Annotated in this window: 11 protein-coding genes; 9 read left to right on the top strand and 2 right to left on the bottom strand. The window is 60.5% G+C overall.

The window, feature by feature from the left end; all coding sequences use genetic code 11:
• The coding region (locus ACFQNJ_RS16515; RefSeq protein ID WP_382259525.1) for an RNA-guided endonuclease InsQ/TnpB family protein at window positions 1–1,002 on the bottom strand (1,002 nt) is incomplete at its 3' end.
• 86 nt (window positions 1,003–1,088) lie between these two features.
• Window positions 1,089–1,922 carry an ATP-dependent DNA helicase gene (locus tag ACFQNJ_RS16510; RefSeq protein ID WP_382259523.1) on the bottom strand — a complete coding sequence of 278 codons (834 nt, stop codon included), beginning with the start codon at window positions 1,920–1,922 and terminating at the stop codon, window positions 1,089–1,091.
• 191 nt (window positions 1,923–2,113) lie between these two features.
• Here ACFQNJ_RS16510 and ACFQNJ_RS16505 point away from each other — a divergent pair, with 191 nt between their 5' ends.
• From ACFQNJ_RS16505 to ACFQNJ_RS16465, 9 genes are all read left to right on the top strand, one after another.
• Window positions 2,114–2,815: a lysozyme family protein gene (locus ACFQNJ_RS16505; RefSeq protein ID WP_382259521.1), complete on the top strand. Its 702-nt coding sequence runs from the start codon at window positions 2,114–2,116 to the stop codon at window positions 2,813–2,815.
• Window positions 2,816–2,890: 75 nt separating this feature from the next.
• The gene (locus tag ACFQNJ_RS16500; RefSeq protein ID WP_382259519.1) at window positions 2,891–3,631 is read left to right on the top strand and encodes a toxin co-regulated pilus biosynthesis Q family protein; all 741 of its coding nucleotides are present in this window, start codon (window positions 2,891–2,893) and stop codon (window positions 3,629–3,631) included.
• 21 nt (window positions 3,632–3,652) lie between these two features.
• Window positions 3,653–5,377: a hypothetical protein gene (locus tag ACFQNJ_RS16495; RefSeq protein ID WP_382259517.1), complete on the top strand. Its 1,725-nt coding sequence runs from the start codon at window positions 3,653–3,655 to the stop codon at window positions 5,375–5,377.
• An 8-nt stretch (window positions 5,378–5,385) separates the two neighbouring features.
• Entirely contained in the window at window positions 5,386–6,678 is a 1,293-nt protein-coding gene (locus tag ACFQNJ_RS16490) for a hypothetical protein (protein ID WP_382259515.1), read from the top strand.
• A 23-nt stretch (window positions 6,679–6,701) separates the two neighbouring features.
• Entirely contained in the window at window positions 6,702–7,259 is a 558-nt protein-coding gene (locus ACFQNJ_RS16485; RefSeq protein ID WP_382259513.1) for a hypothetical protein, read from the top strand.
• 102 nt (window positions 7,260–7,361) lie between these two features.
• The gene (locus tag ACFQNJ_RS16480; RefSeq protein WP_382259511.1) at window positions 7,362–9,143 is read left to right on the top strand and encodes an ATPase, T2SS/T4P/T4SS family; all 1,782 of its coding nucleotides are present in this window, start codon (window positions 7,362–7,364) and stop codon (window positions 9,141–9,143) included.
• Window positions 9,140–10,294 carry a type II secretion system F family protein gene (locus ACFQNJ_RS16475; RefSeq protein WP_382259509.1) on the top strand — a complete coding sequence of 385 codons (1,155 nt, stop codon included), beginning with the start codon at window positions 9,140–9,142 and terminating at the stop codon, window positions 10,292–10,294. Before ACFQNJ_RS16480 ends, ACFQNJ_RS16475 begins: the two co-directional genes overlap by 4 nt.
• A gap of 79 nt (window positions 10,295–10,373) precedes the next feature.
• Window positions 10,374–10,940, top strand: coding sequence for a type 4 pilus major pilin (locus ACFQNJ_RS16470; RefSeq protein ID WP_382259507.1), 567 nt, complete (start codon window positions 10,374–10,376; stop codon window positions 10,938–10,940).
• 23 nt (window positions 10,941–10,963) lie between these two features.
• Window positions 10,964–11,407: a hypothetical protein gene (locus ACFQNJ_RS16465; protein WP_382259505.1), complete on the top strand. Its 444-nt coding sequence runs from the start codon at window positions 10,964–10,966 to the stop codon at window positions 11,405–11,407.
• The last annotated feature ends 3 nt before the right edge of the window (window positions 11,408–11,410 follow it).

Genomic DNA, 11,410 nt, shown 5'->3' with positions numbered 1-11,410 from the left:
GCGGCTGGTGTAGGCCGGGTTGACCAGGATCACCTGGCCACCCCTGCATTGCACCTTGTACGAGATCTGCCGTGCGAACTCGCCCCACGCCGCATCGAGGATGCTGCGGTTGAGGGCGGCCTTCTGGCGCACGTTCTTCCCCGGCTGGTCGGCAGTGCCCCTGGCACTGGTCGACATGTTTTTCACGCGCAGATCTTCCAGGGCGATGACCGGGTGCCGCCCGGCAATCTCTGTCGTGAGCTTGTGCAGCCAGTCGCTGCGCTGGCGGGCAATGCGCCGGTGCAGGCGCTCCAGGCGCTCTGCCGCCTTGCGGCGGTTGGCAGAGTCCTTCATTTTGCGCGAGACAGAGCGCTGGTACCGGCGGATGCGCACCTGCTGGCGCGCGAGCGCCTTCAGCGGCGCCATCACCACCCCCTCGGAGGTGGCGGCAAACGCCGCCACGCCCAGATCGATGCCCAGGGTGGGCGCAACATCCAGCGCAGGTAGGGTCTCGCTCACCAGCACCTGGATGCTGGCGTACCAGTGGTTCCTCTCGCGGGTAAGGCTCACGTTTCGCAGGATGCCAGCCACCGGCTGGCTCATGCGCATTCGCACCCAGCCGAGCTTGGGCAGCTTGATCCGGCCGTTGGCCGCATCAAGGCTGAACTGCTTCGCATCGGGGAAGCGCACGCCGGGCTCCTGGCCGCGGCGCTTGAAGGAAGGAAAGCCGCCCGTCTTGGCGAAGAAGCGCTTGTACGCCTCGTCCAGGCGCTTGAGGGTCTGCTGCTGCGGGTGGATGGGGCCTTCGGCCAACCACCCTGTCTCGGCCGCGTTGCGCCAGGCGGTGAGCCACTTACACATCTCGCCGTACGCAGCATACTTCTCGCCGCGCGCGTGCCGCGCCCGCTGCTCGGCCAGCGCCTGGTTCCACACCCAGCGCAGGCCGCCGGCGATACGCCGCAGCTGCGCTTCGTGCGCAGGGCGCAGCCGGAGCTGGAAGCGGTAGGCTCGAACGCTGGACATACGTACAGGTTACAGGAGCAACCCGAAACACGCAAACGGATCCGAACGCGGGAACGGGTTCGACTGCAGGCTACCGCCTGCCGACGCTATCCCTCCCCGCCCTGAACGGCGGGGCTTGACGCGAACCGGGTCAGCAACTCCGCCGGGAAAAGACCGAGGTCCAGACGTCGGGCAAAGGTCCCCAAGAGCTTGGTGCCCAAATGGTGCGCCTCATCGAAAACGTAGATCGTGCCCTCCTGGGCTAGGGGGGAGCTGGGAATGTGGGCCAGGCAGCTGAGCAGATAGTCGTGGTTGGTGATCACCACATCGGAATTGCGAATGGCCTCCTGGGTCAGGTAGTAGGGGCAATCCTCGTACAGGTGGCAGCGCTTGCCGGTGCAGGTGGCTGAGGTGTTGTTGATCCTGCGCCACTGATCCGAGGAAAACCTGACGGGTGCTGTGTCTCGAAGACCATTCCACTGCTTGGCTTCAAACATGCGAGCGGCGGTGTCCAGGTCGGCATCCTCCTGGCCGTTGAACATGTCGCGTGTGCTTGTCGCATCGTCGAGGCGATGAGGGCAAACATGTCGCTCACGGCCCTTGGCCACAGCCATCCTGATCGGCTGTCCTCCGCAGGCGACGAACGCTTGCGAAAGCATGGGGATGTCCTTGGCCAGCTGATCCTGCAGTGAAGCCGTGGCGGTGGAAACCACCAGGGTGCGCTTGTCCAACTGGGCGGCCACCAGTCCTGGGATCAGATAGCCAAGGCTTTTGCCGGTTCCGGTTGGCGCCTCCACCAGACCGACTTTCTCCCCCATGAACAGGCGCAAGGCGGCGGTCATCATCTGTTGCTGCTGAGTGCGAACGATGAATCCTGGCAGCTGAGACTTGAGCTCACGGTGGACGTCGGCAACCAGTTGGGCGTGAGTGGAGTGAGTCATGGATGGGGCCAATAAGGTACTCACTCATGCTGCAGCACGAACCTACGAAGTCAACTTTTCGTCTCCGTTAGGTGGGAGGCAGCCAAATCAAATGAAGGCTTCGTGGGGCCTGCATTCGAGAAAAAAAACTGATCGCGGCGTTGTGCAATCGGTTCATGCCAACACTTCGGCCCGTCTCAACCGTTGCAACCATGCTTGCTGCCCTGTGCTTTGTCGCACAGGTGCACGCATCAGGCATGCGCTCCGGGCACGTCCTGGTGTGCGAGGAAAGCCGGGCTGGCGTTGTAACGGTCACCGAAAGCCAGTATCCGCAGTTGCTGCAGCTGGTGCGCCAGGGGCGGGCGACTTGGGCACCGTCTGTGCTGGATTCGGTCACCAGTCACGCAATGGCCGAGGGAAAGGGCATCTGGCGGCGGTTGACCCCGGGGGCTCTATTCGAAGCTGCAGGAACTGCGACGCCATCGGCGGTGATGGCGTCCATCGCCATGCGCGAATCTGGGCGTAGCGGCTGGTATTGGCCCTGGACGATCAATCACGCGGGCAAATCCCTCTACTTCGACTCGAAGGAAGAGGCCGTCGCCGCTGCTCAGCGGCTTCTGCAGTCGGGTAGCACGAGCTTCGATGTGGGCCTCATGCAAGTGAATTGGCGCTGGAACCACGAGAGGTTCACAGGCCTGGCGGATGCGTTTGAGCCGCTGACCAACATTCGAGTGGCTGATCAGATTGTGCAGGAGCACCTTCGCCAAACCGGCTCCATCGGTGAAGCCGTCGGGCGATACCACTCCAAAACGCCATCGCTCAAGCACCGGTACCTGACGGCGGTCAATCAGCAGTACATGGCGCTGGCCCGCGTTCCCGCCAGTTCACTGGACGAGGCCTGCCGCAGCGGATGAGCGCTGTCTCACTACCGGAACCAGGGCATTTCACTTATCCATTTTCAACACGCACGTGCAATCGAGAGGTATTTCATGATTCGAGGACTGGTGATTCTGGCTGCATTGAGCGTTGGTTGTGCATATGCGCAGCCGCGCCTTCAGGTGATTGGCGATCTGGGGCATCAGCCTGTATCGCCTGTTCAGCAACGCGTGGAGGGAAGCTTGGTGACAGTGGCCAAGATGATCGCCCCGCATGGCTGGGTGGGCTATGCAAGTCGATCGCTGGATGTCAATCGACGCAGCACCATTGATGTCCAGCAAGGTGAGCCATGGACGGGCGCATTCGAGCGCTGGCTTGCTCAGGAACATCTGTTGGCGCGCGTGGACACCTCCAAGAAGCAGTTCTTTCTTGATGCAGATCCCTCTGCCCGCAAAGCGCAGCCTGCAGGCGCAGCTGCCTCAGCTGCTGCAACTGTGGTTGTTCCTGCAGCCGCTCCGACCCAAGCAGCCGTTGCTGTTCCTGTGATGGCGCCGGCACCTGCTGCCGCGCCTGCCGCCGCAGTAGCTGGCCAACGCTGGCAGGTGCGCATCGAAGACATCAAGCTGGAAAACACCCTCAAGAGGTGGGCCCAGCAAGCCAACTACCAGCTCATCTGGGACACGGACCGTGAGTTCCTCATCCCCGCCAGTGACGAGTTCATCGGCAACTTCGAAGACGCACTGGATCGCTTGCTGCAGTCGCCGGCCATCCGAAAGTCTGAGCACCCACTCGAAGCCGTCATCTACAGCAACAACCCGCCGCTGGTGCGCATCACTCGCCTGGGCGAACAGTAATCCATCAAGGAAATCAGTCGCATGAACGCATTCAAACCTCTCTCCCTCGTGGTTGTTGTGGCCGCGATGTCCGCGTGCAGCACCCAGATCGAGCGCGATGTCCGCAGCAACGCTGCAGCTACCCCGACGCACCTCCATACGCAGCCACTGGCCAGTCCTGGGGTTCATCCTCTGGGCTCCCCAGCGTCAGTTCAGTCCAGTGCCGCCTCATTGAACCGCGACCGCCTGGTTCGAACCTCTGCCTCGCCTTGGATCGGTGGAGTTTCTACCGTCACCAAGCGAGATGCCCGTCTACCCGCTGTCTTCGAGCAGAAACACGTCCTGGACTTTGGCAATGAGCGCGTGTCTCTTGCCACCGTTGCTGCTCGGCTGACCCGTCTGACATCCATTCCGGTGCGCATTCGCGGGGATGTCTACGAGGCGATCGGTGCCGAATCCGTGCCCGTGGTGGGGGATCTGTCGAAGCTGATGCCCGCACCCATGGATGGAATCAAGCCTGGGGCCGCGCTTCCTGCTGCTGGCGCAATGCCGGCCGTTTCCGCAGCGATGCAGCCGCTTAGCCGCGCAACACCCAACAGCATTGACGCCGTCGAGATGCGTTGGAACGGACGGCTTCGCGACTTTCTGGACCACCTGACGAACACCCTGTCCTTGAGCTGGGAATACCAGGACGGCGCCGTTGTGATCATGCGACTGGTGACCGAGTCCTACCAGCTGGCCACCACCCCTGGCAAGCAGACCTATACCCTGACTGCCGGTGGAACAGGTGGCGGCACCAGCAGCAGCGATGGTGTCAGTGTGACCTCCCAAGCCGGTACCCAGATCTCAAGCACAGGCATTCTGGACGTCAAGGAATCCATCCTCAAGACGGTCAACAAGATCATCGAAGGTGTGCCCAACAGCTTCGCATCCTGGTCGGATGCGACGAGTCGCCTGGTGGTTGCGACATCCAAGGAGGGCCAGGCCCGGGTTCGAGAGTACCTCGATCGTGAAAACAAGGCGCTGCGCCAGCGGGTCAATGTCACCTTCGACATCTATTCGGTACGCAAGAACGTTGGTGATGAGCAGGGTGTGAACTGGAGCGCTGTCTTCAACAGCCTGAACACCCGCTACGGGATCGAGTTCCTCTCCCCCATGCAGCTGACCAGCAACAACTCCGGCGGCCTGAAGATTGCGACGACTTCCCGAGACCTGACCACCACGCACGACGCGATGCTGAACCTGCTGGCGCAGCACGGTGAGTCTGTGCAGCACCGCCCGGTCTCTGTGACCTCCTCGCAGGGGGTGTGGGATAGCACAGGCAGGCTCTCGACCACCGGCTACCTCAAAGAAACGACACCAGGCAACTCCAGCGGTACGGGCGCAGCGGGTGCCCCTGGTCTGAAGACCGACATGATCACCACCGGCGACCAGTACAGCGTGCTGCCGATCGTTCAGTCAGACAACACCACGCTGGTGCGCTTCAACATCACGCTGAGTGATCTTCTGGGCCTGTATGACGTGTCCACAGGTTCTGGAGACACCTTCCAGCGCGTGCAGACACCCAAGGTCGAAGCCATCACCAAAGGCAGCATGGTCAACCTCGCGCCGGGTGAAACAGCTGTGATCACCGGTCTTTCCCGTCGGGTGTCCAACCGCGAGGAAAACAGGTTGACCGAAGACGCCCCGCTGCTGGCCGGGGGCTCGCGACGGGCCTCGATTTCGACCGAGCACCTGCTCATCCTGGTTCGCGCAACCCCGCTGTGAGGTGATCGATGAGCGTCATCGTCTTTCAGGACAAGAAGCTTGCGATTGCCTCAGGATTGCGATGGTCGCTCCTGGCACAAGACAGCAAGAAGAAGCAGAACCGGACCGAGCAGATCCGTGCGCGCGTTCGCAATTCCAACGGTGCCACGCGGTATGTGACCACTACTTCTGCTGAGGATGCACCCTACATTGGGCTGTATACCCCGGATCGGATGGGAAAGGCACCCAAGGGTGACATCCACTCGATTGCCCTGGTGTTTCTCCATGCCCTTCTCAAGGCGCATCGTGGCGAACGCAGCACGATCAATGCTGCGTTGGTCATGGACGTTGAGAATGCGCAAAGCACCAAGAAGGCGGTGGTCATCATTCTCGGTGGGAACATCGTCCACGACACGGTCGAAGACCAGTTCAGGGCGCACGCGATCGTCGAGCAGAACCAGAACGAGCTGGGTGGCTTCCTGCAAGTGCTCAGCACGGAAGGCGATATTCCCGGGGCGGCCCATGTCTCGTGGGAAGACTTGCTGGTCCATGCAACCAAGGAATCCAAGACATCCCCTGTGCCCCAGGGGGCGCTGCTGATCCCTGCAGTTCTTGGTGTACTCCTTCTTGCTGGTTTGGGTGCCGCCTACCACTTCCTGGTCATCGTGCCAGAGCAGGAGGCTGAGCGGCGCCGCAAAGCCCAGGAAGCCGACAAGACGCAGCAGTACTTGCAGCAGTTGGCTGCGGCGATGCAGAACGCCGGTTGGGTGTCCACGTCCTACATCAATCAGCTGCAGGCCATGCGCAGTGATCCGTACTGGATCAAGGGCTGGTCATTGGCCAAGCTCGACTGCCAACACCAGTCCCAGAGCTGCCAGGAGCATTGGGTTCGTCATGGGGGCAAGCTTCCAGAGCTCGTGGCCCAGCGTGCCAACAGCGTCTATCAGCCTCAGACCAACCCACGCGACAGCGAGGCTTCTTTCTCGCGTAAGGCTGTGGTTGAGCCTGCTGTGCTCACTCACGACTTGATCCCCGCAGATGACAACGAAGCTGACATGCGACTGCGGCCGGTGATCAACGAGCTGGTCAATGCCGGGATGGCCGTACAGCTGAGTGCACCAACGGTCTGGCCCAGCTTTCCCATGGCTGGCGTCAAGCAGGACGTGGTGATCAAGCGCAGAAAGATGACCATCAATGCGGACTACTACCTGGCCGAGCAGGCAGTGCGTCAGCTCCCGCCACATGTCATTCCCGACTCCATCTCCTTCAAGACGATGGACCCTTTCACCGTCCAGCTGACTGCCCACGTGTACGTCAAGTAAGTCCCGAGTTCGAGGCCTTTGTCATGATCAAACCAATTTACCTCATCGCAGCGCTGCTCCTGACGGCAGGAACCGCCTACGCACAGCAGTCGGTCGTTGGTGCCCCCAAGGCGGTACCAGCAGATGACAAACAGTTGACCTATCGAGATCCGGCAGAGCCGATTTCGATCGGCGAGATGTCGGACAAGCAGGCGGCTGCGGAGACCGAGAAGTTTCTCAACAAACTCGGATACACCGGCGTCAAGCATGTGGAAGCTGTCAAGTCGGCGGTCGAGGCGGCCAAGGTGGAGCCTGAGACGCCACCTAACCAGATGAAGCTGCTGGGTGTCTACGGACAGGACGGCGCTTTGTCTGCCGATCTGTCAGTCAATGGCCAAGTCCACAAGGTAACGGGACAAGCGGCGGCCGGCATCGTCAAGGTGCTTGAAGTCAAGCGTGATGGCCTCAAAGTCACTTACAGCCTGAACAAGCGCTGCCCGGTGCGTGTGGCAGATGAGAAGACCGGTCGGATCACCAAGAAGCGGGTGCCTTGTGTCAACGAGGCCAATCTGGCCATCGGTGACTCCATCGAGTGGCGCTGAAGGAGAGCGAACATGCTCGGCTCACTCCTGCGTAGGTCTGATCCCGAAAGGGAGCAAACGCGACAACCGACGCGTGTCGCTGAAAGTCCCTTCGCCGCGTCCATGCCTCTCTCACCGGACTCCCTTCTTGGCCCGGACGTGAGCGACTTCGTCGACAGCGAAACCGAAGAGCACAAAACGGTCATCAAGTCCTTTGATGCCTTCCCAGGCATCAAGCAGGTGATGACCACGAACGATGCATCGGAAGAGGCTTTGCGTCTTCCCTCCGAGGTGCGCGACTTCATCATTGCTGTGCAGGTGGACTCGCGCGCTGGGCGCATCTACATCGATCCAGCCAAACGGGCGCTGGTCAACAAATACATACCCGGAATACGCGCTGCGCTCAGCGCCTTGGGTATCAGTTCAGGCGGTGACCGCGTCTATCTGGCAGATAGCGCAGTGATCGTTCAAGTCCGAAAGAGCCAGGAACGCGTCCACGAGCGCAAGGGTGGCAGCATCGGAGCGCAAGGGCAGGGCGCGCAGCTGTTCCGACGTTGGATCGCACACTGTCACGCCGAGAAGGCCAGCGACCTGCATGTGAGCATCATTGCCGGAGGCAAGGGGTTGGTGCAGATGCGTGTCAACGGTGAGATGGAGGATCTCCCCGGAACGTCCAACGGACTGGTGACAGAGGGGGATGCCCTCTCGGCCCTGCGCAGTGGCTACGACGCGCTGAGCGACAAGAACTCCAACAACCAGGGCACGTGGTCGCAGACCACCACGCTCAGTTCCATGATTGACTCGACGCTGGGCATTCCGAACCTGCGCGTGCGTTTTGCCCAGGTGCGAGGCTTGCATGGTCCCAAGGGTGTGATGCGCTTGCTGCCGACGACGGATGACGGCAAGGGCATGACCTTCGAGCAGATGGGATTCGCGGACGATCACATTCGCTTGTTCGAACGTGCCCAGCGCATGGGAATGGGTGCAGTGGGTCAAATGGGGGTTACCGGTAGTGGAAAGACCACCGCTGCCAAGGCCTTCATCGAGACCCATCCCGGCTTGGGAAAGATGGCCATGTACCAGGTGGCCGATCCTATCGAGCTGCCGATCGACGGATTGCACCAGATCTACGTGCAGCGCGACCTGCTCACCATCGCGGACAGTGGCAAGAAGGATGCCTACTCGGAAGTCATCGAGTCATTGCTGCGGATGGACCCAGAGCTAGTGGATGTGGGAGAAGTGCGTGACCTGCTGTCAGCACGTGCCATGGCCAACGTCGCGAAGTCGGGCCACATGGCCATGTTCACCCTGCACACCGGCTCGATCCAGGGCGCCATCACCCGACTGACTGACCCCAAGATCGGTCTCTCGCGTGAAGAGCTGACGGCCGGTGACATGCTTAGTTTGCTGTGCTACCAGTCGCTGGTACCGGTGCTGTGCCCGCACTGCAAGATGGGGTTGCACGACTTCATGACTGATCTGGTCAAGCGCAAGGATGTGGCTTCAGCACGCGAGCTTCGCACAACCAAAGACACGGTGGACCAGCTGACCAGTCGCTTCAAGTTCGATCCGGCGATGCTGCGCTTCCGTAATCACGATGGCTGTGAGCATTGCCGTCATCGCGGAACTTCAGGCCTGACCATCGTCGCCGAAGTGCTCATGCCAGAGGCGCCGTGGCTCGACTATGCAGCCAAAGGCCTGGATCGCGAGGCCATGCGGTGGTGGCGTCGGGAGCACTCCAACGGAGACGTCTTTTCCGGCGCCCAGGACGGCAAGCTTGTCATGGAGCACGCCATGTTCAAAGCATCTCGGGGAGAGATTGATCCACGGGTGATCGAGACCTACGGGCAGCTTCGAACCCTGGAAACCCATGAAGAACTCAAGCAGATCCGGAGGGTGGCATGAGCCTGGCCAATTCATTGAAGCGGTGGTGGACACTGCGCGGGTTCTGGGCGGAGCGTCCGGACTTCTATCGTGACGTCGCCCGGTCGCTGGAACGCAAAGAGCTTCTTCGAGACTTTGTGGAGGGGGAGCTGGAGATTTCGCTAAACCCGATCACTGCGGACAAGGCTCGTGCGGAAGGCCTGAAGTACATGCGTGACGTGATCGAGAGCGGTTCTGTCACGCTGGTCGATGTGCTGCAAGCGACGATGCCGGCCGATGATCGGATGGCTCTGGGGACGATGCGTACTTCCTCGAAACAGACCGAGGGATTGCGGCACTTGGCAAACACGATCGAAGAGCAGAAGAAGCTGACGAAAGTCATCTATGCGGCCCTGTTCGCGCCCATGGTCCTGGTGCCCATTGGCTTCATCTTCGCCTTTGTGGTGGCTACCGTGGTGTTTCCTGAGTTCGCCGCGGCTGCGCCTCCGGAAGTATGGAAAGGATTCAACCTCGTTCTTCGGCTGTCGGCTGACTTTGTGGCCAAGGTGGGGCCCTGGATCATGGCTGCAGTCGCTGCATTCAGCGTGTGGATGTTTGCCTACGGGTTCTCCAACCTGACTGCGGACTGGCGCTATGAGGCAGAGAAGGCAAGAGGCTTGAAGGCCTTCTTGTGGAGCCTCGTCTTCCCTGGCCAGTTCGCGCTGCGCATGTACCGGGACATACAGGGTACCAAGATGCTCACAGATCTGGCCTTCATCCTGCAGACCGGCGCCCTCTTGAGCGAGGCCCTGGAGACGATGGCAGCTGACGCACAGCCCTGGATGAAAAAGCACCTCTACAAGATCCTGGATCACCTGCGCGACTACCCCTCGGACTACGTCGGTGCTTTCTCGCACGGAATTCTCAGCCCGTTCCTCACTGGCCGAATTCACAGCACGCATCGACTCGATTCACGAGGGAAATTCGACCTCATTCTTGTCGAGATTGGCTCCAAAGGGCAGGAAGATGCTCGTGAGTCGGTCAGGCGCTCGGCCACCAAGATCAACACGATCTTGCTGGCCCTGACGCTGGGAACGATCTTGTACTTCTACGGCGGCCAGATGGTTGTTCTGCAGTCCATCCAGGATGCCACCAGTCCCTCGGCAGTGATGAAGAAGGAGGCTGGCCGGTAACCGTTGAGAGAGTACCTGTTGTCCGATTTCAGACCTTTGCCCAGAAACGTTTTCTTCACCTTTACTCAGGAGCTTTGACATGAACCAGATTCACACCAGCACCAAAGTGCACCCCAAGAAGGCCCAGCGCGGCGCGACCTCCATCGAGCTTGGACTTGTGCTGCTGATCATCATCGGCCTGATCGTGGCAGCTGTTTGGGGCTTCCGCGAGAACAAGCGCCGTACCTCGGTCAACGAGAACACGCAACAACTGCTGCACATCTCCTCGAACATGATCACCAAGTACGGCAAGCCTGGTCGCTACGCTGATGTGACCACGGCAGTGGCGGTCCGCGGTGGTGTCATTCCTGCAAACCTCCGCGATGGAAATGCTGAAACCGCGACCAACGCGTTTGGTGGTGCGATTGCGGTCACGCCGCAGTCCCTGACGGGTGCCAACGACTCCATGCAACTGGCGTGGCCTGCGGTTGTGTCCAACCAGTGCTCCGACATCGTCTCCAACGTGGTGGGCGAATTCCGACGCATCGACGTCGGTGGTGCGACGGTCAAGCCGGACAACGGCCAGCTGGACATCGCTGCACTTGAAGCAGCCTGCGACGCGGGTGACGACACCATCGACCTGACCTTCTTCATCGGTCGCTTCTGATCATCAACCAAGAGGACAGCTGTATGCGTTACCTGAAACATGCGATGGCCCTGTCTCTCGCCTCTGCTCTCGCAGCATGCGGAGGTGGTGGTGATGAGAACGAAACCGTGGCCGCTACCTTCCAGACCAACGTGGTCAACGTCAGCAGCCAAACCGTCAAAGCTGGCAACATCATCAACGGTGTGGCCGAGTTCAAGACGTTTGGCCCAACCATCGAGTCAGTGGTCTGGAGTGTGATGGCGACCACCGACTCTGTGGGATCTCTGGCATTCAGTGACGCTGAATGCGAGTCGCCGGAGATCAACAACCGTGATGTGAGCGCTGACAAGAAGTCATCCCTGTGGCGTTGCCAGACGGAGATCAGTGCGCCCAAGGGCAGCAAGGGCAACTTCCGTGTTTTTGCAACCGCTACCGATTCCAATGGCAATACCGCCAAGGATGAAATCCTTGTGACGGTGACCCCGTAAGGA

The organism is Hydrogenophaga bisanensis, from assembly GCF_042665135.1.
Classification (GTDB): Bacteria; Pseudomonadota; Gammaproteobacteria; order Burkholderiales; family Burkholderiaceae_C; genus Hydrogenophaga; species Hydrogenophaga bisanensis.
Note: the sequence above shows the minus strand (reverse complement) of the source record. Positions and strands in the feature narration are given on the sequence as shown.

Bases quoted from the DNA above. Each gene is read 5' to 3' on its own strand.
- ACFQNJ_RS16500 (WP_382259519.1), top strand. From the start codon at position 2,891: ATGATTCGAGGACTGGTGATTCTGGCTGCATTGAGCGTTGGTTGTGCA.
- ACFQNJ_RS16470 (WP_382259507.1), top strand. From the start codon at position 10,374: ATGAACCAGATTCACACCAGCACCAAAGTGCACCCCAAGAAGGCCCAG.
- ACFQNJ_RS16505 (WP_382259521.1), top strand. From the start codon at position 2,114: ATGCTTGCTGCCCTGTGCTTTGTCGCACAGGTGCACGCATCAGGCATG.
- ACFQNJ_RS16510 (WP_382259523.1), bottom strand. From the start codon at position 1,922: ATGACTCACTCCACTCACGCCCAACTGGTTGCCGACGTCCACCGTGAG.
- ACFQNJ_RS16490 (WP_382259515.1), top strand. From the start codon at position 5,386: ATGAGCGTCATCGTCTTTCAGGACAAGAAGCTTGCGATTGCCTCAGGA.
- ACFQNJ_RS16480 (WP_382259511.1), top strand. From the start codon at position 7,362: ATGCCTCTCTCACCGGACTCCCTTCTTGGCCCGGACGTGAGCGACTTC.
- ACFQNJ_RS16495 (WP_382259517.1), top strand. From the start codon at position 3,653: ATGAACGCATTCAAACCTCTCTCCCTCGTGGTTGTTGTGGCCGCGATG.
- ACFQNJ_RS16475 (WP_382259509.1), top strand. From the start codon at position 9,140: ATGAGCCTGGCCAATTCATTGAAGCGGTGGTGGACACTGCGCGGGTTC.
- ACFQNJ_RS16485 (WP_382259513.1), top strand. From the start codon at position 6,702: ATGATCAAACCAATTTACCTCATCGCAGCGCTGCTCCTGACGGCAGGA.
- ACFQNJ_RS16465 (WP_382259505.1), top strand. From the start codon at position 10,964: ATGCGTTACCTGAAACATGCGATGGCCCTGTCTCTCGCCTCTGCTCTC.